At 56.9% G+C, this 24,751-nt stretch carries 23 protein-coding genes; 20 read left to right on the plus strand and 3 right to left on the minus strand.

Annotated features, from left to right (window positions below; genetic code table 11):
- The first annotated feature begins 68 nt into the window (after nucleotides 1-68).
- The 6 genes from rlmD to queE all read left to right on the plus strand — a co-directional run bounded on the left by rlmD (nucleotide 69) and on the right by queE (nucleotide 8,904).
- Entirely contained in the window at nucleotides 69-1,385 is a 1,317-nt protein-coding gene (gene rlmD / locus HFD95_RS19750) for a 23S rRNA (uracil(1939)-C(5))-methyltransferase RlmD (protein WP_167430636.1), read from the plus strand.
- Between the two features lie 29 nt (nucleotides 1,386-1,414).
- Nucleotides 1,415-3,646: a GTP diphosphokinase gene (gene relA / locus HFD95_RS19755; protein WP_010248576.1), complete on the plus strand. Its 2,232-nt coding sequence runs from the start codon at nucleotides 1,415-1,417 to the stop codon at nucleotides 3,644-3,646.
- Between the two features lie 158 nt (nucleotides 3,647-3,804).
- Complete coding sequence (gene mazG / locus HFD95_RS19760; RefSeq protein ID WP_010248574.1) at nucleotides 3,805-4,593, plus strand: nucleoside triphosphate pyrophosphohydrolase; 789 nt, start codon at nucleotides 3,805-3,807, stop codon at nucleotides 4,591-4,593.
- Nucleotides 4,594-4,822: 229 nt separating this feature from the next.
- Nucleotides 4,823-6,460, plus strand: a complete 1,638-nt coding sequence (gene pyrG / locus HFD95_RS19765) for a glutamine hydrolyzing CTP synthase (RefSeq protein ID WP_010248572.1) — start codon at nucleotides 4,823-4,825, stop codon at nucleotides 6,458-6,460.
- Between the two features lie 76 nt (nucleotides 6,461-6,536).
- Nucleotides 6,537-7,832, plus strand: a complete 1,296-nt coding sequence (eno, locus tag HFD95_RS19770; protein ID WP_010248571.1) for a phosphopyruvate hydratase — start codon at nucleotides 6,537-6,539, stop codon at nucleotides 7,830-7,832.
- 400 nt (nucleotides 7,833-8,232) lie between these two features.
- Entirely contained in the window at nucleotides 8,233-8,904 is a 672-nt protein-coding gene (gene queE / locus HFD95_RS19775) for a 7-carboxy-7-deazaguanine synthase QueE (RefSeq protein WP_010248569.1), read from the plus strand.
- A 109-nt stretch (nucleotides 8,905-9,013) separates the two neighbouring features.
- On the opposite strand, the gene queD is transcribed toward queE, so the two are convergent.
- Nucleotides 9,014-9,373, minus strand: a complete 360-nt coding sequence (gene queD, locus HFD95_RS19780) for a 6-carboxytetrahydropterin synthase QueD (protein ID WP_010248568.1) — start codon at nucleotides 9,371-9,373, stop codon at nucleotides 9,014-9,016.
- Nucleotides 9,374-9,672: 299 nt separating this feature from the next.
- On the opposite strand from queD, the gene cysJ reads away from it, so the two are divergent.
- The 3 genes from cysJ to HFD95_RS19795 are packed head-to-tail and all read left to right on the plus strand — an operon-like array spanning nucleotide 9,673 to nucleotide 13,936.
- Complete coding sequence (gene cysJ, locus HFD95_RS19785) at nucleotides 9,673-11,484, plus strand: NADPH-dependent assimilatory sulfite reductase flavoprotein subunit (protein ID WP_022623799.1); 1,812 nt, start codon at nucleotides 9,673-9,675, stop codon at nucleotides 11,482-11,484.
- A complete protein-coding gene (gene cysI, locus HFD95_RS19790; RefSeq protein ID WP_022623798.1) occupies nucleotides 11,484-13,205 on the plus strand; it encodes an assimilatory sulfite reductase (NADPH) hemoprotein subunit in 1,722 nt (573 codons plus the stop codon). Before cysJ ends, cysI begins: the two co-directional genes overlap by 1 nt.
- Nucleotides 13,202-13,936: a phosphoadenylyl-sulfate reductase gene (locus tag HFD95_RS19795; protein ID WP_010248562.1), complete on the plus strand. Its 735-nt coding sequence runs from the start codon at nucleotides 13,202-13,204 to the stop codon at nucleotides 13,934-13,936. The genes cysI and HFD95_RS19795 overlap by 4 nt, the downstream gene beginning before the upstream one ends.
- A gap of 60 nt (nucleotides 13,937-13,996) precedes the next feature.
- Here HFD95_RS19795 and HFD95_RS19800 read toward each other — a convergent pair whose 3' ends face one another.
- Together HFD95_RS19800 and HFD95_RS19805 are read right to left on the minus strand one after the other, a co-directional pair.
- Complete coding sequence (locus tag HFD95_RS19800; protein WP_010248560.1) at nucleotides 13,997-14,281, minus strand: YciI family protein; 285 nt, start codon at nucleotides 14,279-14,281, stop codon at nucleotides 13,997-13,999.
- Nucleotides 14,282-14,290: 9 nt separating this feature from the next.
- Nucleotides 14,291-15,304, minus strand: a complete 1,014-nt coding sequence (locus HFD95_RS19805; protein ID WP_010672132.1) for an aminopeptidase — start codon at nucleotides 15,302-15,304, stop codon at nucleotides 14,291-14,293.
- 363 nt (nucleotides 15,305-15,667) lie between these two features.
- Here HFD95_RS19805 and cysG point away from each other — a divergent pair, with 363 nt between their 5' ends.
- From cysG to HFD95_RS19860, 11 genes are all read left to right on the plus strand, one after another.
- Entirely contained in the window at nucleotides 15,668-17,083 is a 1,416-nt protein-coding gene (gene cysG, locus HFD95_RS19810; protein ID WP_010672131.1) for a siroheme synthase CysG, read from the plus strand.
- A gap of 9 nt (nucleotides 17,084-17,092) precedes the next feature.
- Nucleotides 17,093-18,001 (plus strand): sulfate adenylyltransferase subunit CysD, encoded by a 909-nt coding sequence (cysD, locus tag HFD95_RS19815; protein ID WP_010248554.1) that lies wholly within the window; start codon nucleotides 17,093-17,095, stop codon nucleotides 17,999-18,001.
- 11 nt (nucleotides 18,002-18,012) lie between these two features.
- Complete coding sequence (gene cysN / locus HFD95_RS19820; RefSeq protein ID WP_167430637.1) at nucleotides 18,013-19,440, plus strand: sulfate adenylyltransferase subunit CysN; 1,428 nt, start codon at nucleotides 18,013-18,015, stop codon at nucleotides 19,438-19,440.
- Nucleotides 19,440-20,045 (plus strand): adenylyl-sulfate kinase, encoded by a 606-nt coding sequence (gene cysC, locus HFD95_RS19825; RefSeq protein WP_010672130.1) that lies wholly within the window; start codon nucleotides 19,440-19,442, stop codon nucleotides 20,043-20,045. The genes cysN and cysC overlap by 1 nt, the downstream gene beginning before the upstream one ends.
- 54 nt (nucleotides 20,046-20,099) lie before the next feature.
- Complete coding sequence (locus HFD95_RS19830) at nucleotides 20,100-20,420, plus strand: DUF3561 family protein (protein WP_010248547.1); 321 nt, start codon at nucleotides 20,100-20,102, stop codon at nucleotides 20,418-20,420.
- A gap of 177 nt (nucleotides 20,421-20,597) precedes the next feature.
- Complete coding sequence (ftsB, locus tag HFD95_RS19835; protein WP_010248545.1) at nucleotides 20,598-20,915, plus strand: cell division protein FtsB; 318 nt, start codon at nucleotides 20,598-20,600, stop codon at nucleotides 20,913-20,915.
- A 3-nt stretch (nucleotides 20,916-20,918) separates the two neighbouring features.
- Entirely contained in the window at nucleotides 20,919-21,635 is a 717-nt protein-coding gene (gene ispD / locus HFD95_RS19840) for a 2-C-methyl-D-erythritol 4-phosphate cytidylyltransferase (protein ID WP_010248543.1), read from the plus strand.
- The gene (gene ispF, locus HFD95_RS19845; RefSeq protein ID WP_010248541.1) at nucleotides 21,635-22,117 is read left to right on the plus strand and encodes a 2-C-methyl-D-erythritol 2,4-cyclodiphosphate synthase; all 483 of its coding nucleotides are present in this window, start codon (nucleotides 21,635-21,637) and stop codon (nucleotides 22,115-22,117) included. Before ispD ends, ispF begins: the two co-directional genes overlap by 1 nt.
- On the plus strand, nucleotides 22,114-23,154 hold the full coding sequence (gene truD / locus HFD95_RS19850) for a tRNA pseudouridine(13) synthase TruD (RefSeq protein ID WP_167430638.1): 1,041 nt from the start codon (nucleotides 22,114-22,116) through the stop codon (nucleotides 23,152-23,154). Before ispF ends, truD begins: the two co-directional genes overlap by 4 nt.
- A 191-nt stretch (nucleotides 23,155-23,345) precedes the next feature.
- A complete protein-coding gene (gene surE, locus HFD95_RS19855) occupies nucleotides 23,346-24,107 on the plus strand; it encodes a 5'/3'-nucleotidase SurE (RefSeq protein ID WP_003849099.1) in 762 nt (253 codons plus the stop codon).
- The gene (locus HFD95_RS19860) at nucleotides 24,101-24,727 is read left to right on the plus strand and encodes a protein-L-isoaspartate(D-aspartate) O-methyltransferase (protein ID WP_010248537.1); all 627 of its coding nucleotides are present in this window, start codon (nucleotides 24,101-24,103) and stop codon (nucleotides 24,725-24,727) included. Before surE ends, HFD95_RS19860 begins: the two co-directional genes overlap by 7 nt.
- Nucleotides 24,728-24,751: the final 24 nt, after the last annotated feature.

Genomic DNA, 24,751 nt, shown 5'->3' on the forward strand with positions numbered 1-24,751 from the left:
TAACGTCCCTGTGCATGCTGTTGACAAAACAATGCAGGTCGTTTTCGATAAAGAGAATTAATAACACTATGGCGCAATTTTACGTTGCAAAACAGCGCGTGACGACGCAACAACGGATCACCGTCACCATTGAGGCGCTCGATCCGTTCGGACAAGGGGTGGCGCGTCACAAGGGCAAAACCCTTTTTGTCGCCGGTGCCCTGCCTGGGGAACAGGCGGAGGTCATGCTGACAGAGGATAAACGTCAATTTGCCCGGGCGAAAGTGACACGACTGATTAGCCGCAGTCCGGCGCGCGTCACGCCGCGCTGCCCACATTATGAACGCTGCGGCGGCTGCCAGCAGCAGCATGCCGATGTGGCGCTGCAACAGCAGAGCAAAGCCCAGGCGCTGAGCCGGATGCTGCGTCAGGCCGCCGCACAAGAGGTGGCGGTGGATGAGGTGATCGCCGGTCAGCCCTGGGGCTATCGTCGTCGCGCCCGTCTGGGGCTGCAATGGCAAAATAAGGCGCAGCGGTTGCAGATGGGCTTCCGTCAGGAAGCCAGCAACGATCTGGTCGATATTCAGCAATGCCCCATTTTAGTGCCCGAACTTGAGGCTTTACTGGTTCCATTGCACCAGTGTCTCAGTGACTTACGCGCTGTCAGGCGTCTCGGGCATGTAGAGCTGGTGCTGGCAGACAACGGGCCGCTGATGATTCTGCGCCATCTTGATGCGCTGCATGCGGATGACCGTGAAAAACTGGAACAGTTTTCGCATAAGCATCAGCTGATGCTGTTCCTGGATGCGGGCGGGGAAGAGTTGAGTGCGTTAAGTGAGTCGACGCCGTTTTATCAATCTCACCAGCTTAAGCTAACCTTCAGCCCACAGGATTTTATTCAGGTTAACGATGATGTTAATCAGCAGATGGTCGCGAAGGCAATTGCCTGGCTCGATCTGCAGCCAGAAGACCGGGTGCTGGATCTGTTTTGCGGCATGGGAAACTTCACACTTCCTATAGGAATCTTCGTACAAAATGTAGTTGGTGTGGAGGGGATTGCAGCATTAGTGCGGCAGGCAGCGTATAATGCTGATTTGAATAATCTTAAAAATGTCAGTTTCTTTCAGCATAATCTGGAAGAAGATGTGTCGCGCCAGCCGTGGGCGGCACAGGGATTTAACAAGGTATTACTCGATCCGGCACGCGCCGGGGCTGCGGGCGTAATGGCGCATGTGGTTAAACTTGCACCAGATCGCGTGGTCTATGTTTCGTGTAATCCCACCACACTCGCCCGCGACAGCCAGACATTGCTGTCGGCAGGCTACCAATTGGAAAGGGTCGCGATGCTGGATATGTTCCCACATACCCGTCATCTCGAATCCATGGTGCTGTTCAGAAAAACATAAGCGATGTATGTCGTTGTGCAGGAGAGGTTATGGTTGCGGTCAGAAGTGCGCATTTAAATACTGAGGGGGATTTCGCCCTCGACCAGTGGATCGCCAGTCTCGGTATTGCCAACCCGCAATCATGTCAACGTGTGGCCGAGACCTGGCGCTACTGTGAAGCGCAGACGCAGGGCCATCCTGATCAGTCGCTGCTGCTGTGGCGCGGTATTGAGATGGTTGAAATCCTCTCAATGCTCAGCATGGATATCGAAAGCCTGTGTGCGGCGCTGATTTTCCCGCTGGCTAACGATGAAGTGGTGAGTGAAGAGGAGCTGGAAACCGCCGTCGGCAAAGGCATTGTTTCGCTGGTACACGGCGTGCGCGATATGGACGCCATCCGCCAGCTGAAAGCGATCCACAACGACTCCATGGCCTCTGAACAGGTGGATAACGTTCGCCGCATGCTGCTGGCGATGGTAGAAGATTTCCGCTGCGTAGTGCTGAAGCTGGCTGAACGCATCATGAACCTGCGCGAAATGAAAGATGCGCCGGAAGATGAGCGGGTACTGGCCGCCAAAGAGAGCACCAATATCTATGCGCCACTGGCCAATCGTCTCGGTATTGGTCAGCTCAAATGGGAGCTGGAAGATTACTGCTTCCGCTACCTGCATCCCGACGAATATAAGCGCATCGCCAAATTACTGCATGAGCGGCGTATTGACCGTGAGCAGTACATCGAAAACTTCGTCAGCAATCTGCGCAAAGAGATGGTCAAAGAGGGCGTGCGCGCCGAAGTCTATGGCCGTCCGAAACATATCTACAGCATCTGGCGCAAGATGCAGAAAAAATCGCTGGCCTTTGATGAGCTGTTTGACGTGCGGGCGGTGCGCATCGTCGCCGATCGCCTGCAGGATTGCTACGGTGCGCTGGGTACGGTGCATACGCTCTATCGCCATCTGCCCAGCGAGTTTGATGACTACGTCGCTAACCCCAAACCCAACGGCTACCAGTCGATTCATACGGTGGTGTTAGGGCCGCAGGGCAAAACGGTGGAGATCCAGATCCGTACCCGCCAGATGCATGAAGATGCCGAGCTGGGCGTGGCGGCGCACTGGAAATATAAAGAGGGGCCAACTTCCAGCAGCGCGCGTGGCGCGGCCGGTCATGAAGAGCGGATCGCCTGGCTGCGTAAGCTTATCAGCTGGCAGGAAGAGATGGCGGACTCCGGCGAACTGCTGGAAGAGGTCCGCAGCCAGGTGTTCGATGACCGGGTCTACGTCTTTACCCCGAAAGGCGACGTGGTGGATCTGCCCGCTGGATCGACGCCGCTCGACTTTGCCTATCATATTCACAGCGACATCGGTCACCGCTGCATCGGCGCGAAAATCGGTGGCCGTATCGTGCCGTTCACCTACCAGCTGCAGATGGGCGATCAGGTTGAAGTGATCACCCAGAAGCAGCCGAACCCGAGCCGCGACTGGCTCAATCCGAATCTGGGCTACATCACCACCAACCGTGGGCGCTCGAAGATCCACAACTGGTTCCGCAAGCAGGATCGCGACAAGAATATTATCGCCGGACGGCAGATTCTGGATAACGAACTGAATCAGCTGGATATCAGCCTGCGCGAAGCCGAAAAATTGCTGCTGCCGCGCTATAACGTGACCTCGCTTGAAGAGCTGCTCGCGGCGATTGGCGGCGGCGATATCCGTCTTAACCAGATGGTTAACTTCCTGCAGGCGAAGCTGAACAAGCCGAGCGCCGAAGAGGAAGATCGCGAAGCGCTGCGTCAGCTCACCCAGAAGTCGTACACTCCCTCTTCACGCAAAGAGAGCGGACGCGTCGTCGTGGAAGGCGTGGGCAACCTGATGCACCACATTGCCCGCTGCTGCCAGCCGATTCCGGGGGATGATATTGTCGGCTTCATCACCCAGGGGCGCGGCATCTCTATTCATCGCGCCGACTGCGACCAGTTGGCTGAACTCATTTCGCATGCGCCGGAACGTATCGTCGATGCGGTGTGGGGCGAAAGCTACTCCAGCGGCTATTCGCTGGTGGTGCGCGTGACCGCCAACGATCGCAGCGGCTTACTGCGTGACATCACCACCATTCTCGCCAACGAGAAAGTGAATGTCCTGGGCGTCTCAAGCCGCAGCGACACCAAAAAACAGCTGGCGACCATCGACATGGATATTGAGATCTACAACCATCAGGTACTGGGACGTGTCCTGGCGCGTCTGAACCAGGTCTCTGATATCATTGACGCCCGTCGCCTGCACTGATATTCAGGCAGGCACTGAGGCAACCGGCAGCTGGAGGTTGCGCAGGCGTTTTCTGCACCACCAGACACGGCCGGACGCGGTGAATAGCGTCCTGCCGTGTTGTACGCTTTGCCTCTTCGCCCGTTGCCTGTCATCTCACTAATCAAGGATCCTCCTGAATGAACGCTATTGAGCGCCTGCTTGGCATAATGAAAACCCTGCGCGATCCACAACATGGCTGTCCGTGGGATCGTGAACAGACCTTCGCCACCATCGCGCCCTATACGCTGGAAGAGACCTACGAAGTGCTGGACGCTATCCAGCGCGAAGATTTTGACGATCTGCGCGGTGAGCTGGGCGATCTGCTGTTTCAGGTGGTGTTCTATGCGCAGATGGCCAGCGAACAGGATCGCTTTAATTTTGAGGATGTCTGCCACGCAATCAGCGACAAGCTGGAGCGCCGTCATCCACACATTTTTGGCGATGCCACAGCAGAAACCAGCAGCGAAGTGCTGAAAAACTGGGAAGCGATAAAAACCGCTGAGCGGGCTGACAAAGCCCAGCATTCGGCGCTGGATGATATCCCTAAGGCACTGCCCGCACTGATGCGCGCCCACAAGATTCAGAAGCGTTGTCACAATGTCGGATTCGACTGGACCACGCTGGGGCCGGTGGTGGCTAAAGTGCATGAAGAGATTGATGAAGTGATGCACGAGGCGCAGCAGAGCGTGGTGGATGGTGAGAAGCTGGAAGAGGAGATTGGCGATCTGCTGTTCGCCACGGTTAACCTGTCGCGCCATCTGGGCAGCAAAGCGGAAACTGCGCTGCAAAAGGCCAACGACAAGTTTGAGCGCCGCTTCCGCGAAGTCGAAGCGATCATCGCTGCACAGGGGTTAAGTATGCCGGGTGCCACGCTGGAGCAGATGGAAGCCGCCTGGCAGCAGGTGAAACGGGGCGAGAAGCGCTGATTATTCCAGCGCTGTGCATAAAGTCACCGCTTTCGCTTACTCGATTCAGCCTGACGGCAACTTTGTGACGCACGTCAACATTTCATTGGCGGCTATCGGCTATGTTAGCCGCAGCAATGCGTTGGAGGATGGCGGTGATTCATCAATTGTGGCTGATAGCGGTTTCCAGTATACTGTTTTCCCGTCCTGGTTATTCCACCGTCTTTAAACCTAAACTCTCAGGTTCAGCATGACAACGAATTATATTTTTGTGACCGGCGGGGTCGTTTCCTCTCTGGGTAAAGGCATTGCCGCAGCCTCCCTCGCAGCCATTCTCGAAGCCCGTGGTCTGAACGTGACCATCATGAAGCTGGACCCGTATATCAACGTGGATCCAGGCACCATGAGCCCGACGCAGCACGGTGAAGTTTTCGTCACTGATGACGGCGCTGAAACCGATCTGGATTTGGGTCACTACGAGCGCTTCATCCGTACCAAAATGTCGCGTCGTAACAACTTCACCACTGGCCGTATCTACTCAGAAGTCCTGCGCAAAGAGCGCCGTGGCGACTATCTGGGCGCAACCATTCAGGTTATTCCGCACATCACCAACGCCATCAAAGAACGCATTATTGAAGGCGGTGAAGGTCATGATGTGGTACTGGTCGAAATCGGCGGCACGGTCGGGGATATCGAATCACTGCCGTTCCTGGAAGCGATTCGCCAGATGGCCGTTGATGTGGGCCGCGAACACACCATGTATATGCACCTGACGCTGGTGCCGTATATGGCGGCTGCCGGTGAAGTGAAAACCAAACCGACCCAGCACTCGGTGAAAGAGCTGCTGTCGATTGGTATTCAGCCAGACGTGCTGATTTGCCGTTCTGACCGTGCCGTACCGGCCAACGAACGCGCTAAAATCGCCCTGTTCTGTAACGTCCCTGAAAAAGCGGTTATCTCGCTGAAAGACGTTGATTCCATCTACAAGATTCCTGGCATGCTGAAATCGCAGGGCCTGGATGACTATATCTGCAAGCGCTTCAACCTGAATGCACCGGAAGCCAACCTGGCCGAATGGGAGCAGGTGATCTACGAAGAAGCCAATCCGGGTGGTGAAGTCACCATCGGTATGGTGGGCAAGTATGTGGAATTGCCGGATGCCTACAAGTCGGTCATCGAAGCGCTGAAACATGGCGGCCTGAAAAATCGCGTCACCGTGAACATCAAACTGATCGATTCGCAGGATGTTGAATCACGCGGTGTCGAATTACTGAAAGATCTGGATGCGATTCTGATCCCGGGTGGCTTCGGTTACCGTGGCGTGGAAGGCAAGCTGATGACCGCGCAGTATGCACGTGAAAACAACGTGCCGTACCTGGGCATCTGCCTGGGCATGCAGGTTGCGCTGATGGAGTTCGCCCGCAATGTCGCCGGGATGCCAGGCGCCAACTCCACGGAATTTGTGCCAGACTGTAAATATCCGGTGGTGGCATTAATCACCGAATGGCGTGACGAAGATGGCAACGTCGAAGTCCGCAGCGAGCAGAGCGATCTGGGCGGCACCATGCGTCTGGGCAGCCAGCAGTGTCAGTTAACGCCGGGCAGCCAGGTTCGCCAGCTCTACGGCTCTGACACTATCGTTGAGCGCCATCGCCACCGCTATGAAGTGAACAATATGCTGTTAAAGCAGATTGAAGCAGCCGGTCTGCGCGTAGCAGGTCGCTCTGGTGATGATCAACTGGTTGAGATTATCGAGATCCCGAACCATCCGTGGTTTGTGGCCTGCCAGTTCCATCCTGAGTTTACCTCGACCCCACGCGACGGCCATCCGTTGTTTGCCGGCTTTGTTAAAGCCGCACATGAGCATCAGAAGCGTTTAGCGAAGTAAGTTTCACAGGCAGCGCGCGAACTTTTCGCGCGTTGCTTGTCTTAGGATTGACTAACTTGTACTGAGGAAAATCGTAATGTCCAAAATCGTAAAAGTCATCGGTCGCGAAATTATCGACTCACGTGGTAACCCGACTGTTGAAGCTGAAGTGCATCTGGAAGGCGGTTTCGTAGGCCTGGCAGCTGCACCATCAGGTGCCTCTACCGGTTCACGCGAAGCGCTGGAACTGCGTGACGGTGACAAATCACGTTATCTGGGCAAAGGCGTAACCAAAGCCGTTGCTGCAGTAAACGGTCCGATTGCTGAAGCGGTAAAAGGCAAAGACGCGAAAGATCAGGCGAACATCGATAAGATCATGATCGACCTGGACGGTACTGAGAACAAATCTAACTTCGGTGCTAACGCCATTCTGGCTGTTTCACTGGCAGCTGCTAAAGCCGCTGCAGCCTCTAAAGGTCAGCCGCTGTATGAGCACATCGCTGAACTGAACGGCACCCCAGGCAAATACTCTATGCCACTGCCAATGATGAACATCATCAACGGCGGCGAACATGCCGACAACAACGTCGACATCCAGGAATTCATGATCCAGCCGGTTGGCGCTCCGAACCTGAAAGAAGCCATCCGTATGGGTTCTGAAGTGTTCCACAGCCTGGCAAAAGTGCTGAAAAGCAAAGGCATGAGCACTGCAGTGGGTGACGAAGGCGGCTACGCGCCTAACCTGGGTTCCAACGCCGAAGCGCTGGCTGTTATCGCTGAAGCGGTAAAAGCAGCAGGCTACGAGCTGGGCAAAGACATCACCCTGGCGATGGACTGTGCGGCATCTGAGTTCTACAAAGATGGCAAATACGTTCTGGCCGGTGAAGGCGGTAAATCGTTTACCTCTGAAGAGTTCACCCACTTCCTGGAAGATCTGACTAAACAGTATCCGATCGTTTCTATCGAAGATGGCCTGGACGAATCTGACTGGGACGGCTTCGCTTACCAGACCAAAGTACTGGGCGACAAAATCCAGCTGGTGGGTGATGACCTGTTCGTTACCAACACCAAAATTCTGAAAGAAGGTATCGATAAAGGTATCGCTAACTCCATTCTGATCAAATTCAACCAGATCGGTTCTCTGACCGAAACTCTGGCTGCGATCAAAATGGCGAAAGACGCGGGCTACACTGCCGTGATCTCTCACCGTTCAGGCGAAACCGAAGATGCGACCATCGCTGACCTGGCGGTAGGTACTGCAGCGGGCCAGATCAAAACCGGTTCAATGAGCCGTTCTGACCGTGTTGCTAAGTACAACCAGCTGATCCGTATCGAAGAAGCGCTGGGTTCTAAAGCGCCATTCAACGGTCTGAAAGAAGTTAAAGGTCAGTAATGACTGTGCGTTGATGTCGCGCTAAGTGACATCATCGGCCTCTGAAGCCCCGCCTTGTGCGGGGCTTTTTGTTGGTGGCGGTGTGCAGACGCAGATGGCAAGGCCCGATCGCCAAAGCGGCATCTCTGCCGGCCGGGTCCGCGCGATTACGCACCTCATCCCTGAGGTACGCCCGTTACCGGGACAACGTTTTGCGTTGTTCAAAAACGCTTCCGGCGTTTTTGTCCTGAGCGCGGGACGCTTTGCTCTTCGGTCCTGGCCATCCACGTTTTGCGCCTGTCAGCCATCTGAAGCCCCTCATTTGTGTTTTGTCCGGCGCGGAGAAAAGGCACAACGCGTGGTTGAGCTGCGCGGCAAATCTGCCATAATCAGCGCCCTGTTTTTTTCAAGCGAGTCCGTAATGCAATACCCGATTAACGAAATGTTCCAGACACTGCAGGGCGAAGGTTATTACACCGGCGTGCCTGCCATTTTCATTCGTTTGCAGGGATGCCCGGTGGGCTGTAGCTGGTGCGATACCAAACACACCTGGGAAAAGCGGACAGATCGGGAAACGTCGCTGGGCGATATTTTGATCAAGACGGTGGAAAGCGACGCCTGGGGTGATGCCGACGCGGCGACCCTGGTGAGTGCCATTGCGCAGCAGGGCTGGACGGCGCGTCATGTGGTCATCACCGGTGGTGAACCGGCGATTTACGATCTGCGTCCGTTAACCACTGCGCTGGAGCAGCACGGTTTCCAGTGCCAGATTGAGACCAGCGGAACCCACGAGATTCACTGTTCTGAACGGACCTGGGTGACCGTCTCACCGAAGGTCAACATGCGCGGCGGCTACGATGTGCTGCCCCAGGCGCTGAGCCGGGCCGATGAAATCAAGCATCCGGTAGCGCGCGAGCGTGATGTGGAAGCGCTGGATCGGCTGCTGGCAGGCATTGATGACACCAAAGCGCGTATCATCGCCCTGCAGCCGATCAGCCGCAAAGATGATGCAACCCGGCTCTGTATTGAGACCTGCATTGCCCGTAACTGGCGTCTGTCGATGCAGACCCATAAATATCTCAATATCGCCTGATCCTGATAAAGCGGCACGCAATGAGCCTTTAACCACAGGAAAGCGTTGAGCGTCAGAGGCAGAACGGAGAGAAAATCCGCGTCGGATCGAAGGGTTCGATCCGACAGGGTTAGCCGCGGTAAACGCAGCCTGCGGTGCAGGTTTCTTTGATCATCACCGCGCTAAGCAGCGGCAGTTGCGGCTTCATCTGATCCCAGATCCATTTCGCCAGCACTTCGCTGGTGGGATTTTCCAGGCCGGGAATATCATTCAGATAGTAGTGGTCCAGCCGATTGTAGACCGGCTTAAACGCCGCCTTCAGCTCAGCAAAATCCATAACCCAGCCGGTATGCGCATCCACTTCGCCGGTAATCTCCAGACGAACCAGGAACGAATGACCGTGCAGACGGCCACATTTGTGTCCGGCCGGCACATTCGGTAGATGATGCGCGGCTTCGAACTGGAACTCTTTAAACAAGGTGGTAGACATAATGGTTCTCAGACATTAAAAAACCGCTGAATTCTACCTGATTACCGCTTTTTTCGCACCCGAACCGCACAAACCGATACTTTTCCTGCGCGTTTATACAGTTGCGTCCAGCTAATTAACTGATATATCACCGCTTTGCTTACCACTTTTAACGATTATTCCTACCTGGAAAACCATTTAGTCATTTTGGTTATTTGATATGTCGAAGGTGTATTTAATCGTTAATATACGGACCGGTAACCTACGCACTCTTCCGCCATTTTACGGTCCGGACTTCTGATACTGGAATTTTTAACGCGATGACGACTCAGGCACCTGGTTCAATGCTTCCGCTCTCCCCGGAACAACTCGCTCGCTTACAGGCGGCGACGACAGATTATTCCCCGACTCAACTGGCGTGGCTGTCAGGCTATTTCTGGGGCAGGGTGGAACAGACCCCGGGTAGCGCCGTCGCCAGCACTGCATCTGCTCCGGCTCCGGCCGAAGCGCCCGCCATTACGCTGCTTTCCGCTTCCCAGACCGGCAACGCACGTCGTCTGGCTGAGCAGTTGCGTGATGACCTGCTGGCCGCAAAGCTGAACGTAAACCTGGTGAATGCCGGTGATTACAAGTTCAAACAGATTGGCCAGGAAAAAATGCTGGTGGTTGTAACCTCCACCCAGGGCGAAGGCGAACCGCCAGAAGAGGCGGTGGCGCTGCATAAATTCCTGATGTCAAAAAAGGCACCGAAAATGGAGGGTGCCGCCTTCGCAGTGTTTGGCCTGGGCGACACCTCTTATGAATTCTTCAGTCAGGCGGGTAAAGATTTTGACAGCCGACTGGCGGAGCTGGGCGGCGAGCGTCTGCTGGATCGCGTTGATGCGGATGTTGAGTATGCAGAGCAGGCCGCCGCCTGGCGCAATGCACTGACGGAAATTCTCAAGAAACGCGTGCCGACCGAATCTCCGGCGCAGGCTGCGGCGACAGCAGCCGGCAGCGTCAACGAAGTCACCACCAGCCCCTATACTAAAGAGTCGCCGCTCAGCGCGAGTCTGGCGGTGAATCAGAAAATTACCGGACGGGACTCAGATAAAGATGTGCGCCATATCGAAATCGATCTGGGCGATTCCGGTCTGCGCTACCAGCCTGGCGATGCGCTGGGCGTCTGGTATGAGAACGATGCGGCGCTGGTCAGCGAACTGCTGGAGCTGGTCTGGCTGAAAGGCGATGAGCCGGTAGAGGTTCAGGGGAAAACCCTGCCGCTGGCGGAGGCGCTGCAGAAGCATTTCGAGCTGACGGTTAACACCGCGCAGATCGTGGCGCAGTATGCCCAGCTGTCACGCAACGCGGAGTTGCTCTCACTGGTGGATGATAAAGCCAGGCTGCAGCACTATGCGCAGCACTATCCGATTGTGGATATGGTGCGCCTGGCACCGTCTGAACTCAGCGCTGAACAGCTGACCGGCCTGCTGCGACCGCTGACGCCGCGACTCTACTCTATCGCCTCTTCGCAGGCTGAAACCGATACCGAAGTGCATATCACCGTCGGTGCCGTTCGCTTTGATATTGAAGGTCGCCAGCGTGGCGGCGGTGCATCGACCTGGCTGGCCGATCGCATCGAAGAAGAGGGCGAAGTCCGGGTCTTCATCGAACACAACGACAACTTCCGCCTGCCGGCTAATCCGGATGCGCCGGTGATCATGATTGGCCCGGGCACCGGCATCGCGCCGTTCCGCGCCTTTATGCAGCAGCGCGACAACGACGGTGCCGGCGGCAAAAACTGGCTATTCTTTGGTAATCCGCACTTCACCGACGATTTCCTCTATCAGGTAGAGTGGCAGAAATATGTTAAGGATGGTCTGCTGACCCATATCGACCTCGCCTGGTCACGCGATCAGGCAGAGAAGATTTACGTACAGGATAAGATCCGCGCGAAAGGGGCCGAAGTGTGGCGCTGGATTGAAGAGGGCGCGCATCTTTATGTCTGTGGCGATGCGAATCGTATGGCAAAAGACGTCGAGCAGGCATTGCTGGATGTGGTGGTCGAACACGGCGGAATGGATCGTGAAACGGCCGACGAATTTTTAAGTGAGCTGCGCATTGAGCGCCGTTATCAGCGAGACGTTTACTAATGAGCGATAAACACCCTGGACCGCTGGTTGTAGAAGGCAAATTAGCAGACGCTGAGCGTCTGAAGAAGCAGAGCAACTATCTGCGCGGCACCATTAAAGAAGATCTGGAAGAGGGTCTGACCGGCGGTTTTACCGGCGACAACTTCCTGCTGATTCGTTTTCACGGCATGTACCAGCAGGACGATCGCGATATTCGTGCCGAACGTGCGGAGCAGAAGCTGGAGCCACGCCACGCCATGATGCTGCGTTGCCGGTTGCCGGGCGGCATCATTACGCCGACCCAGTGGCTGGCCATCGACAAATTTGCCACCGACAAAACCATCTATGGCAGCATCCGTCTGACTAACCGTCAGACCTTCCAGTTTCACGGCATTCTGAAGAAGAACGTTAAGCCGACGCATCAGATGCTGCATGAAGTGGGGCTGGATGCGCTGGCGACCGCCAACGACGTTAACCGTAACGTGCTCTGTACGTCGAACCCGGTTGAGTCGGAACTGCATCAGGAAGCGTATGAGTGGGCGAAGAAACTCTCTGAGCATCTGCTGCCACGCACCCGTGCCTATGCGGAGATCTGGTGGGATAAAGAAAAAGTCGCCACCACCGACGAAGAGCCGATCCTCGGTGAAACGTATCTGCCGCGTAAATTCAAAACCACCGTGGTGATCCCGCCGCATAACGACGTGGATCTGCACGCCAACGATCTGAACTTTGTCGCTGTCGCCGAGCACGGCAAGCTGGTGGGCTTTAACCTGCTGGTGGGTGGCGGGCTGTCGATTGAGCACGGTAACAAAGCGACCTATGCGCGGACCGCCAGCGAGTTTGGCTATTTCCCGGTGGAGAAGATCCTCGACGTTGCCGAGGCGGTGGTCACGACGCAGCGCGACTGGGGTAACCGCACCGACCGTAAAAACGCCAAAACCAAGTACACGCTGGAACGCGTTGGCGTCGAGACCTTTAAAGCCGAAGTTGAAAAACGGGCAGGCGTGACGTTTGAGCCGATCCGTCCTTATGAGTTCACCACCCGTGGCGATCGCATTGGCTGGATTAAAGGCATCGACAACAAATGGCACCTGACGCTGTTTATCGAAAATGGTCGCCTGCTCGACTATCCGGGCCGACCGCTGAAAAGCGGCATCGCTGAAATTGCGAAAATCCATCAGGGCGATTTCCGCCTGACCGCTAACCAGAACCTGATTGTGGCGGGCGTGCCGGAAAGCGAAAAAGCGCAGATCGAAGCAATCGCGCGCGAACATGGTCTGATGGATCACGTTACGGCACAGCGCGAAAACTCGATGGCCTGCGTGGCGTTCCCGACCTGTCCGCTGGCGATGGCAGAAGCCGAGCGCTTCCTGCCTGCCTTCGTGACCAAAGTGGAAGGGATCATGCATGCGCATGGCGTTGGCGATGAGCACATAGTGTTACGCGTTACCGGTTGTCCCAACGGCTGTGGCCGTGCCATGCTGGCTGAGCTGGGTCTGGTGGGTAAAGCGCCAGGTCGCTACAACCTGCATCTGGGTGGAAACCGCAGCGGAACGCGTATTCCCCGCATGTACCGTGAAAACATTAACGAAAGCGAAATTCTCGCCACCATTGATGAGCTGGTGGGACGCTGGGCCACTGAGCGCCAGGCCGCTGAAGGCTTTGGTGACTTCACTATCCGCGCGGGCATTGTTGCGCCGGTGCTGGACCCGGCACGCGATTTTTGGGAGGAAGCAAAATGAGTCACCCCGACCTCGCAGCACTGAATGAGATGTCCAAAGTCCAGCGTGCTATGGCGCTGGCCGCGACCAATGCGCAGCTGGAGAAGTCATCTGCGGAAGAGCGGGTCAGTTGGGCGCTGGAGAATCTGCCGGGTGCCTATGTGCTCTCCTCCAGTTTCGGTATTCAGGCCGCGGTGTCGCTGCATCTGGTGACGCGTCAGCAGCCCGATATTCCGGTGATCCTGACCGACACCGGCTATCTGTTCCCGGAGACCTATCGTTTTATTGATGAGCTGGCGGACCAGCTCAATCTCAACCTTAAAGTGTTCCGCGCCGAAACCTCACCGGCCTGGCAGGAAGCGCGCTACGGCAAACTGTGGGAGCAGGGCGTCGAGGGGATTGAGAAATATAACGAGATCAACAAAGTTGAGCCGATGAATCGCGCCATTGAAACCCTGGGCGCACAGACCTGGTTTGCCGGATTGCGCCGCGACCAGTCGGGCAGCCGGGCGAATCTGCCGGTGCTGGGCGTCCAGCGTGGCGTCTTTAAGCTGCTGCCGATTATCGACTGGGATAACCGCCAGATTCATCAGTATCTGGAGCAGCATAAGCTGAAGTACCATCCGCTGTGGGATGAAGGCTATCTCTCGGTGGGCGATACCCATACCACCCGCAAGTGGGAGCCGGGTATGGCAGAAGAAGAGACGCGCTTCTTCGGCCTCAAGCGCGAGTGTGGTCTGCACGAAGGCTGACGCAGGACTTCTCTCCCCCAACACAGGGAGAGAAGATTTTGGCTGCAGTCAGGCGGAAAGCTAAGCGCCTTTTAATCCGGCAAACGCCTCTGCTGCACGGGTCACATTCACTTTCGTCACCTCATACTCTGCCACCGTGACAAACGGATCTTCCGCTAAAATTGCATCCAGCTCTTCTCGTTCCATCTCCCTGACCAGTAACATGCCGCCCGTGCGCGGATCTTTACGTCCCGCTGCAATAAAAAAGCCCGCGTCAAAATAGCGATCCAGCCATTCGATATGGGCTGCCAGCAGCGCTTCAACTTCTTCTACCGGACGAACGTAATTCAGAAAGACCACGTACATGTCAGATCCTTACACTTTGGGATTGGTCAGTTCACTGAGCAGCGGCAGCAGCACGCGAACGCTGTCGCGGGTTCGCAAGGTTATCTGCCCCGGCAGCCAGCGGTCGAGATAGCTCAGATTATCCAGGTCAGTCTGATGGCGGGTAACGCCATCAGGAAAGTGGGGACTACGATGACGCTGCAGCGCACCATCTTTATTACCCAGCGTCCAGTTGCTGGCGGTCACATCCAGCAGCGGAAAGCCCGCCTTGTCGAAGGCATTAAGAGCGTCAAAGTCTTTACGGTTCAGCTGATGACTGGCTGCGGGAATGCCCTGCTGACGTGCCAGCAACAGGGCACGTTCGCTGGTCTGCTTGCGTACCGCCCGGGGCGTATTCATGCCGCTGTTAAAATAGAGATGATCGCCGGTGATCAGGCTATTCAGATCGATGACCAGCAGGGTATTCTTCTTCTCACGCGTGCTCATCCGCTCAACATAATCATCCATGCCGTGCAGATCTGCCTCTCCGGCGCTCAGGGCCACAAAACGTATGCCGTAGTGCAGCGGTTTGCGGCTCAGCTGCTGTGCCAGCTCCAGCATCACGCCAAGACCCGATGCATTATCATCGACGCCCTGCAGGCGTAAGCCGCCCAGGTTGTGCTGGGCCTGGCTGCTATTTTGCGGCGTCCAGGTATCCAGATGTGCCACGATCAGAATCTCCTGCGGCACGCTGCCTGCACGCGCGGCAATCACCGAGGTTGCCGTGAGCTTATGCCAGCGCTGCGTGCCGTCCTCTTCCTGCCACTTATAGCCGGTCCTGAACTGGCGGGTATTGGTCTTATACCCCAGCGCGGTAAATTGCTGTTGCAGGTAGTCGGCTGCCATCAGCTCAGCCGGGCTGCCGCTCATCCGGCCAGGAAACAAGGTGGCGATGTGCCGGACCTGCTGTTCGGCAAACTGGCCAGGCGGAGTGGCCAGAGCCAGCGGAGAAATGAGTGCGCCAAATAAAATTGTCGCTACCCTCAAGCGGAGGGAATAAAACATAGTGCATCCTTTTTCATTATTCGGGAGCCGTTCCGCATGGGGGCCAGGGCCAGCCATGCCGCGCGCATTATATCCTTTTTGTCCCGTGACTTTGTTAGTGGAATCGGGCGCTGTCACTACCGAAAGGCGTAACGGACCATTATCGCTGGCACTTATCTGCTTTTGCTGCCGCAGGTGTGGCTTTCAATATGTGAGCCTGTTCACGAAAAAGCCATTAAATTTCATCTGTTAAGACCAAATTGTTCTGTGCTTTGCGGCGTCGTTATTCCATTCGGTAACTACTCATTCCAATTCGTAATTTCATCTGGATAAACCCAGCGACGTATAGTCGCGTTAATACAAAGTTAAAACATCAGGGTTAACGTGGACTATTTGCCTCTTTTTGCCGATCTTTCTGGCCGCCCGGTTCTGGTTGTCGGCGGGGGAGATATTGCGGCGCGAAAAATTGAACTGCTGCGCCGTGCACGCGCGCGCGTTCTGATCGCATCTCGTGAACTCTGCCCTGAACTGCAGGCACTGCTGGATAAGCAGGAGCTGGAGTGGCTGGCGACCGAATTTGACCCGGCCCAGCTGGATGGCGTTTTCCTGGTGATTGCCGCCACCGACGACAACCATCTCAACACCCAGGTGTTTGAAGCCGCCAATGCGCGGCATAAGCTGGTTAACGTGGTGGATGACCAGCCAAAATGCACCTTTATCTTCCCCTCGATTGTTGACCGCTCACCGCTGGTGGTGGCGATCTCCTCCAGCGGCACCGCACCGGTGCTGGCACGCATGCTGCGCGAAAAAATCGAAACGCTGCTGCCTGCCAGTCTGGGTCAGATGGCTGAAGTGGCCGGACTCTGGCGCGATAAAGTTAAACAGCGCTTCAGCCGCATGTCTGACCGTCGGCGCTTCTGGGAACGCGCTTTCGATGGCCGGTTCGCCAGTGAGATGTCTGCCGGTAACGTCGAAGAGGCGAAACGCACGCTGGACCGTGAGCTGCAGGAAGAGCCGACACGTCAGGGCGAGATCTTTCTGGTGGGCGCCGGGCCGGGCGACAGCGGTCTGCTGACGCTGCGTGGCCTGCAGGTGATGCAGTTAGCCGATGTGGTGCTCTACGACCATCTGGTCAGCGAAGAGGTGCTGGATCTGGTGCGCCGCGATGCCGATCGCATCTGCGTCGGCAAACGGGCCAGCGCGCACACGTTGCCGCAGGAAGAGATCAATCAGATGCTGGTTTCACTGGCGCTGAAAGGCAAGCGCGTCGTGCGCCTCAAGGGCGGCGATCCCTTTATCTTTGGCCGCGGCGGCGAAGAGCTGCAGGCGGCTCAGCAGGCGGGTGTGCCGTTCCAGGTGGTGCCGGGCGTCACCGCGGCAGCCGGTGCGACGGCCTATGCCGGTATTCCGCTGACCCACCGCGACTACGCGCAGAGCGTGATGTTTATTACCGGTCACTGCCGTCCCGATGGGGATGACATTGACTGGCCATCGCTGGCGCGTGCGCGTCAGACGCTGGCGATCTACATGGGAACCGTTAAAGCCGCTGCCATCAGCGAGGCGCTGATTCAGCACGGTCGCGCGCCATCAACGCCGGTGGCGGTGATCAGTCGCGGCACCCGTCAGGATCAACAGGTGCTGACCGGCACCTTAGAACAACTTGAGGCGCTGGCCGCCTCGGCACCCACTCCGGCGCTGCTGGTGATCGGAGAGGTGGTTAATCTGCACGGGCAACTCGCCTGGTTTAAACATTCAGCACAGCAGGGGGCTCGCGAGTCCGCCGTTGTCAATCTGGCTTGAGGGAAAATCATGGACCAAAAACGACTCACTCATCTGCGTCAGCTGGAGGCGGAGAGTATCCACATCATTCGCGAAGTGGCGGCGGAGTTCAGCAATCCGGTGATGATGTACTCCATCGGCAAAGACTCCTCGGTCATGCTCCATCTGGCGCGTAAAGCCTTCTACCCAGGCACGCTGCCCTTCCCGTTGCTGCATGTGGATACCGGCTGGAAATTCCGTGAAATGTACGAATTTCGCGACCGCACCGTGAAAGCGATGGGCGCAGAGTTGCTGGTTCACCGCAACCCGGAAGGCGTGGCGATGGGCATCAACCCCTTTGTTCACGGCAGTGCCAAACACACTGACATCATGAAAACCGAAGGGCTGAAGCAGGCGCTGAACAAATATGGTTTTGATGCAGCCTTTGGCGGCGCACGTCGTGATGAAGAGAAGTCACGCGCCAAAGAGCGTATCTACTCATTCCGTGACCGCTTCCATCGCTGGGATCCGAAAAACCAGCGCCCTGAGCTGTGGCACAACTACAACGGTCAGATCAACAAGGGTGAAAGCATCCGCGTCTTCCCGCTGTCGAACTGGACCGAACTGGATATCTGGCAGTACATCTTCCTGGAAAACATCGAGATCGTGCCGCTCTATCTCGCCGCACCGCGTCCGGTGCTGGAGCGTGATGGCATGCTGATGATGATCGATGACGATCGCATCAACCTGCAGCCGGGTGAAGAGATCACCGAACGGATGGTCCGTTTCCGTACGCTCGGCTGCTGGCCGCTGACCGGCGCGGTAGAGTCTGAAGCGCAGACGCTGCCGGAGATCATCGAAGAGATGCTGGTTTCCACCACCAGCGAGCGTCAGGGCCGCATGATCGATCGCGATCAGTCCGGTTCGATGGAACTGAAAAAACGTCAGGGTTATTTCTAAGGAGACGCCAGATGAATACCGTAATTGCACAACAGATTGCCGACCAGGGCGGCGTTGAAGCCTGGCTGACCACGCAACAACACAAGAGCCTGCTGCGTTTTCTGACCTGCGGCAGCGTTGACGACGGAAAAAGTACCCTGATTGGACGTCTGCTACACGACACCCGTCAGATCTATGAAGATCAGCTCTCATCGCTGCACAACGACAGCAAACGTCACGGCACCCAGGGCGAGAAGCTCGATCTGGCGCTGCTGGTGGATGGTCTGCAGGCTGAGCGTGAGCAGGGCATTACCATCGATGTGGCCTACCGCTACTTCTCGACCGAAAAGCGTAAATTTATTATCGCCGACACGCCGGGACATGAGCAGTACACCCGTAACATGGCGACCGGCGCGTCAACTTGCGATCTGGCGATCCTGCTGATCGATGCGCGTAAAGGCGTACTGGATCAGACCCGCCGCCACAGCTTTATCTCGACGCTGCTGGGGATCAAACACCTGGTGGTGGCAATCAATAAAATGGATCTGGTGGAGTACAACCAGGAGCGCTTCGAGCAGATCAAACAGGATTACCTCGACTTTGCTGCGCAGCTGCCGGAAGACCTCGATATCCGCTTTGTGCCGATGTCGGCGCTGGAAGGGGATAACGTCGCTTCTGCCAGTCAGACCATGCCGTGGTATAGCGGCCCGACGCTGCTGGATGTGCTGGAGACCGTGGAGCTGAAGCGCGTCGTCGATTATCAGCCGATGCGTTTCCCGGTGCAGTATGTCAACCGTCCGAACCTCGATTTTCGTGGCTATGCCGGCACCCTGGCGTCGGGCAGCGTGCAGGTAGGCCAGCGCGTTAAAGTGCTGCCTTCTGGCGTGGAGTCGACCATTGCCCGCATTGTGACCTTCGATGGCGATCTGCAGGAAGCGGGTGCAGGCGAAGCGATTACCCTGGTGCTGCAGGATGAGATTGATATCAGCCGTGGCGATCTGCTGGTGGATGCCAGTGAAGAGCTGGCAGCGGTTCAGTCTGCCAGCGTTGACGTGGTCTGGATGGCAGAGCAGCCGCTGCAGGCCGGTCAGAGTTATGACCTGAAAATCGCCGGTAAGAAAACCCGTGGCCGGGTAGAGAAGGTGCTGCATCAGGTCGAGATCAACTCACTGGAGACGCGTCAGGTCGATACGCTGCCGCTGAACGGTATCGGTCGCATTGAGATCACCTTTGACGAACCGATGGTGCTCGACAGCTATCAGCAGAACCCGGTAACCGGCGGCATGATCTTTATCGATCGCCTGAGCAACGTCACCGTGGGTGCCGGCATGATCCATCAGCCAAACCATGATGCCCCGGTTAATACCGGCGAGTTCAGCGCGTTTGAGCTGGAACTGAATGCGCTGGTGCGCCGCCACTTCCCACACTGGAATGCGCGCGACCTGCTGGGCGGTCAGTAATGGCTCAGCACGACGATAACGTGGTGTGGCATGATCATCCGGTGACACGCGCCTCTCGCGAACAGCAGCATGGCCATCAGGGCGTGGTGCTGTGGTTCACCGGGCTTTCGGGCTCGGGGAAATCCACCGTTGCCGGTGCGCTGGAGCAGGCGCTGCACCGCATCGGCGTCAGCACCTATCTGCTGGATGGTGACAATGTGCGTCACGGCCTCTGTCGTGACCTCGGTTTCAGCGATGATGATCGTAAAGAGAATATCCGTCGCGTCGGTGAGGTGGCGAAACTGATGGTGGATGCCGGACTCGTGGTGCTCACTGCCTTTATTTCGCCGCATCGTGCCGAGCGTCAGATGGTGCGCGATCTGCTGGAGCCGGGACAGTTTATCGAGGTATTTGTCGATACGCCGTTAGCCGTGTGTGAAGCGCGTGATCCGAAAGGGTTGTATCGCAAAGCGCGCGCCGGTGAACTGCGTAATTTCACCGGCATCGACAGCGTCTATGAGGCGCCCGATAGCCCGGAAATCCAGCTGGATGGCGAACAATTGGTTACAAAACTCGCCGCCCAATTGTTAGACCTGCTGCGTGACCGCGATATCATCAAATCCTGAAGAGACAGCGGCAAATCGTTTCTGATTTGCCGCCCTCGCGCCAACAGGATGCCTATGCAGAACATTACCCCAATGCTCGCTCGAAAAGATGACTCCTCCCCGGATGAGCCGCGCTCATTGCTACCGGGCGGCGTTATCGGCTTTCTCGCTTACTGGTGCGCGCTGGCGATTCCTTTCCTGCTGTTCGGCTCTAACACGCTGTTCTTCTTTCTTTATACCTGGCCATTCTTTCTGGCGCTGCTGCCGGTTGCGGTGGTCACGGGTATCGCGCTGAATACGCTGCTGAGTGGACAGTGGCTGTGGGCCGCGCTCGCCACGGTGATAATGGTGGTCACGCTCTTCTGGTTAATGTTCTCTTTTCTCTCTGGCTGGTAAGCCCTCAGTGCGCCCGCGCTGATGTGCAAACGCATCGGCAGGTTACAAATCTTTTCCCGTCTGAATCGGTACTGATTCATATTTTGCGCAGACGCGCAGCAAAGCGCGCCATTTTCTCCGCTGGTGTGGAGTCCTGTGCAAAGTTATGGGATGATTGGGCCGTTTTTAGGGGGCGGGATGGGAAAACTGACGTTACTGTTATTGGTGCTGCTTGGCTGGCTGCAATATTCGTTGTGGCTGGGGAAAAATGGCATCCATGACTATACGCGCGTCAATGATGATGTCGCGGTGCAACAGGCAAACAATGCCAAACTGAAATCGCGAAACGATCAGCTGTTTGCCGAAATTGACGATCTCAATGGCGGCTCGGAAGCGATCGAGGAGCGTGCACGCAATGAACTGGGCATGATTAAGCCCGGTGAGACTTTCTATCGTCTGGTGCCTGACCAGAACAAACGCAACGCGCAACAAGCAGCGCTTAACCAACAACGATAAAACATGAACACTCTGGCCTCCCTTGCGGATGTGATTGCCGTGGTGCCCGCTGCCGGGATCGGCAGCCGCATGCAGGCAACCTGTCCGAAGCAGTATCTGACGATTGGTCAGCACACCCTTCTGGAACACAGCATTGCGCGTCTGTTTTCCCATCCCGCTATCAAACAGGTGATTGTCGCCCTCAGTCCTGATGACCAGCACTTCGCTTCACTGCCGCTGGCACGCGATCCGCGCGTGCTCAGGGTGACAGGCGGAGAGACCCGCGCCGAATCGGTGCTGGCCGGATTGCAGGCCGCACAGGGTTCCGCCTGGGTGCTGGTCCATGATGCCGCGCGTCCCTGTCTGCATCCCGACGATCTCCAGCAACTGCTCAACGTGCGTGAACAGAGCCACGTTGGCGGGATTCTGGCCGCGCCAGTGCGTGACACCATGAAACGGGGCGAGCCGGGCAAAGCCGCGGTGGCCCATACCGTAGAGCGCGACGATCTCTGGCACGCCTTAACGCCGCAATTTTTCCCTCATGCGCTGCTCACCGCCTGCCTGACGCGGGCGCTGGCAGAAGGCGCGACCATCACCGATGAAGCCTCGGCGCTGGAGTATTGCGGCTACCACCCGCTGTTAGTCAGCGGACGCAGTGATAACATCAAAGTCACCCGGCCAGAAGATCTGGCGCTGGCGGCTTTTTATCTGAGTCAGATTCAATTAAAGGAGAGCGCATGATGCGTATCGGTCACGGTTTTGACGTTCACGCCTTTGGCGGAGAGGGTCCGTTAGTGATTGGCGGTGTGCGGATCCCGTTTGAGCAGGGTTTTATCGCCCATTCGGATGGCGATGTGGCACTGCATGCGCTGACTGACGCGCTGCTGGGCGCAGTGGCGATGGGCGATATCGGCAAGCTGTTTCCTGACACCGATCCGGCCTTTAAAGGGGCGGACAGCCGCGGCCTGCTGCGTGAGGCCTGGCGCCGTATCGAAGCCAAAGGCTATCGCATCGGTAATGTCGACGTCACGATTATTGCTCAGGCACCGAAAATGCTGCCGCACGTGCCACAGATGCGGATCAATATTGCAGAAGATCTGGGCTGCCATATGGATGCGGTCAACGTCAAAGCGACCACCACCGAGAAGCTGGGCTTTACCGGGCGCGGCGAAGGCATCGCCTGTGAAGCGGTGGCGTTAGTCCTGAAAGCTGACAGCCAATGATGCTGAATTACCTGCACGGTACACCCGTGGCCTCCGGCGTGATCAAAGCCAATCCGGAAGATTTCGTGGTGGTTGAGGATCTCGGTTATGGCGCGGATGGTGAAGGTGAGCACCTGCTGGTGCGCATCCGTAAAGTGGGGGCCAATACCCGCTTTGTGGCGGAGGCACTGGCGAAGTATCTCGGTATTCATCAGCGCGACATGAGTTATGCCGGAATGAAAGATCGCCATGCGGTGACGGAACAGACTCTCTGTTTTCGCCTGCCGGGTAATGCGATGCCCGATCTGCGCGGTTTTGAGCTGGAAGGGGTCGAGATTCTGCAGGCGGTGCGCCACAAACGTAAGCTGCGCATCGGCGCACTGGCGGGGAACGCGTTCCGGCTGATCATCCGCCAGATCAGTGACCGTGATGCAGTTGAAACGCGTCTGGCGCAGATTCGTGATGCGGGCGTGCCGAACTATTTTGGTGAACAGCGCTTTGGCCGCGGCGGCAATAATCTGGTGATGGCTGAAAAGTGGGCGCGCAATGAGATCATTATTCGCGACCGCAACAAGCGCAGCCTGATGCTCTCTGCCGCGCGCAGTGCGCTGTTTAATCAGGTGACCAGTGCGCGTCTGCAACAGCAGGGTGGGCTGACTCAGGTGCTCAACGGCGATGCGTTGCAGCTGACCGGACGAGGCAGCTGGTTTGTCGCCCAGCCTGATGAACTGGCAGAGTCACAGCGCCGGGTTGATCAGCATGAGCTGCGCATCACCGCGCCGCTGCCGGGACGGGACGAGCCTGGCCCGCAGGCTGACGCGCTGGCCTTTGAACAGCAGGCGCTGGCTGATGAGACGCTGCTGCTGGGACTGATTGAACGTGAGAAGGTCGATGCTGCACGCCGCGCCATGCTGGTGGTGCCGCGCGATATGCAGTGGAGCTGGTGGGATGATGTCACGCTGGAACTGGCATTCTGGCTGCCAGCGGGCAGCTTTGCCACCAGCGTGGTCCGGGAGCTGCTGACCCACGCGGACTCGCCCGATCAGATTGATGAGTAATCTTCGCCGCAACCTGACCCGCAGTGTGGGTAATGTTGCGGCAAACCCCCACCGTCGTGTGATTTACGCCTACCACTTCCTTGCGCGCCTCGCTAGAATGCAAAAATCGCCGTCTATTCCTCACCTGTTGCCATGCCGTTAAAACAGGTTCCGTCACGGCGACCAGTCGAATAAAAAAAGGTCAGAACGAAATGCGGATATTGCTCAGTAACGATGACGGCATTCATGCGCCAGGCATTCAGACTCTGGCGAAAGCCCTGCGGCAGATTGCTGACGTGCAGGTTGTTGCCCCCGATCGTAACCGAAGCGGTGCCTCGAACTCATTAACGCTGGAAACGCCTCTGCGCACCTTCACCCATGAAAACGGCGATATCGCCGTCCAGATGGGGACGCCGACCGACTGCGTCTATCTGGGGGTGAATGCGCTGATGCAGCCGCGTCCCGACATTGTGGTGTCGGGCATCAATGCCGGCCCCAATCTGGGCGATGATGTGATCTACTCCGGCACGGTGGCGGCAGCGATGGAAGGGCGACATCTTGGCTTACCGGCTATCGCGGTTTCGCTCAACGGCCATCAGCACTACGCCACCGCGGCGGCCGTGACCTGCGCGCTCCTCAGGGCGCTGACGCATGAACCGCTGCGCACCGGCCGCATTCTCAATATCAACGTTCCCGATCTGCCGTTGTCTGAACTCAAAGGCATCCGCGTGACGCGCTGTGGCAGCCGCCATCCGGCGGATCAGGTGATTGCGCAGCAGGATCCGCGTGGCAATACACTCTACTGGATTGGTCCGCCAGGCGAAAAACTGGATGCGGGCCCGGATACAGACTTCGCCGCCGTGGATCAGGGCTACGTCTCTGTCACGGCACTCCATGTCGATTTAACGGCGCACAGCGCGCAGAACGTCCTCAGTGACTGGCTGGCTAAAGCTGAGGTGAACCTGGCATGGTGAATCGGCGTATTGAGACGTTGCTGTCACAACTGCGTCAGCAGGGCATCGATGATGAAAACCTGCTGAAAGCCATCAGCGAGGTGCCGCGCGAACGTTTTATCGACGAAGCGTTCGAGCATAAAGCCTGGGACAATGTTGCCTTGCCCATCGGCTCCGGTCAGACGATATCACAGCCCTACATGGTCGCGCGGATGACCGCGCTGCTCGGACTTAATCCGCATTCGCGTGTGCTGGAGATTGGTACGGGTTCAGGTTATCAGACGGCGATTCTTGCCCATCTGGTGGACCATGTTTATTCAGTGGAACGCATCAAAGGGCTGCAGTGGCAGGCCAAGCGCCGTCTGAAACAGCTGGATCTGCATAATGTCTCAACCCGTCATGGTGATGGCTGGCAGGGCTGGCCTTCACGTGGCCCCTTCGATGCCATCATCGTCACGGCTGCACCGCCTGAAATTCCGATTGCGCTGATAGCACAACTGGCAGAAGGCGGCATCATGGTGCTGCCAGTTGGCGAAGATCAGCAGGTACTGAAGCGCCTGCGTCGTCAGGGCGAAGAGGTGATGGAAGAGACCATCGAACCAGTGCGTTTTGTCCCGCTGGTGCAGGGCGATCTGGCCTGACCCTCTTCGTATTTCTTCACAACT

Source organism: Pantoea sp. EKM10T (assembly GCF_011800685.1).
GTDB classification, from domain to species: Bacteria; Pseudomonadota; Gammaproteobacteria; order Enterobacterales; family Enterobacteriaceae; genus Pantoea; species Pantoea agglomerans.

Excerpts from the sequence above, each read along its gene's own strand:
- rlmD (WP_167430636.1), top strand. The coding sequence starts at position 69 with ATGGCGCAATTTTACGTTGCAAAACAGCGCGTGACGACGCAACAACGG.
- relA (WP_010248576.1), top strand. The coding sequence starts at position 1,415 with ATGGTTGCGGTCAGAAGTGCGCATTTAAATACTGAGGGGGATTTCGCC.
- mazG (WP_010248574.1), top strand. The coding sequence starts at position 3,805 with ATGAACGCTATTGAGCGCCTGCTTGGCATAATGAAAACCCTGCGCGAT.
- pyrG (WP_010248572.1), top strand. The coding sequence starts at position 4,823 with ATGACAACGAATTATATTTTTGTGACCGGCGGGGTCGTTTCCTCTCTG.
- eno (WP_010248571.1), top strand. The coding sequence starts at position 6,537 with ATGTCCAAAATCGTAAAAGTCATCGGTCGCGAAATTATCGACTCACGT.
- queE (WP_010248569.1), top strand. The coding sequence starts at position 8,233 with ATGCAATACCCGATTAACGAAATGTTCCAGACACTGCAGGGCGAAGGT.
- queD (WP_010248568.1), bottom strand. The coding sequence starts at position 9,373 with ATGTCTACCACCTTGTTTAAAGAGTTCCAGTTCGAAGCCGCGCATCAT.
- cysJ (WP_022623799.1), top strand. The coding sequence starts at position 9,673 with ATGACGACTCAGGCACCTGGTTCAATGCTTCCGCTCTCCCCGGAACAA.
- cysI (WP_022623798.1), top strand. The coding sequence starts at position 11,484 with ATGAGCGATAAACACCCTGGACCGCTGGTTGTAGAAGGCAAATTAGCA.
- HFD95_RS19795 (WP_010248562.1), top strand. The coding sequence starts at position 13,202 with ATGAGTCACCCCGACCTCGCAGCACTGAATGAGATGTCCAAAGTCCAG.
- HFD95_RS19800 (WP_010248560.1), bottom strand. The coding sequence starts at position 14,281 with ATGTACGTGGTCTTTCTGAATTACGTTCGTCCGGTAGAAGAAGTTGAA.
- HFD95_RS19805 (WP_010672132.1), bottom strand. The coding sequence starts at position 15,304 with ATGTTTTATTCCCTCCGCTTGAGGGTAGCGACAATTTTATTTGGCGCA.
- cysD (WP_010248554.1), top strand. The coding sequence starts at position 17,093 with ATGGACCAAAAACGACTCACTCATCTGCGTCAGCTGGAGGCGGAGAGT.
- cysN (WP_167430637.1), top strand. The coding sequence starts at position 18,013 with ATGAATACCGTAATTGCACAACAGATTGCCGACCAGGGCGGCGTTGAA.
- cysC (WP_010672130.1), top strand. The coding sequence starts at position 19,440 with ATGGCTCAGCACGACGATAACGTGGTGTGGCATGATCATCCGGTGACA.
- HFD95_RS19830 (WP_010248547.1), top strand. The coding sequence starts at position 20,100 with ATGCAGAACATTACCCCAATGCTCGCTCGAAAAGATGACTCCTCCCCG.
- ftsB (WP_010248545.1), top strand. The coding sequence starts at position 20,598 with ATGGGAAAACTGACGTTACTGTTATTGGTGCTGCTTGGCTGGCTGCAA.
- ispD (WP_010248543.1), top strand. The coding sequence starts at position 20,919 with ATGAACACTCTGGCCTCCCTTGCGGATGTGATTGCCGTGGTGCCCGCT.
- ispF (WP_010248541.1), top strand. The coding sequence starts at position 21,635 with ATGCGTATCGGTCACGGTTTTGACGTTCACGCCTTTGGCGGAGAGGGT.
- truD (WP_167430638.1), top strand. The coding sequence starts at position 22,114 with ATGATGCTGAATTACCTGCACGGTACACCCGTGGCCTCCGGCGTGATC.
- surE (WP_003849099.1), top strand. The coding sequence starts at position 23,346 with ATGCGGATATTGCTCAGTAACGATGACGGCATTCATGCGCCAGGCATT.
- HFD95_RS19860 (WP_010248537.1), top strand. The coding sequence starts at position 24,101 with ATGGTGAATCGGCGTATTGAGACGTTGCTGTCACAACTGCGTCAGCAG.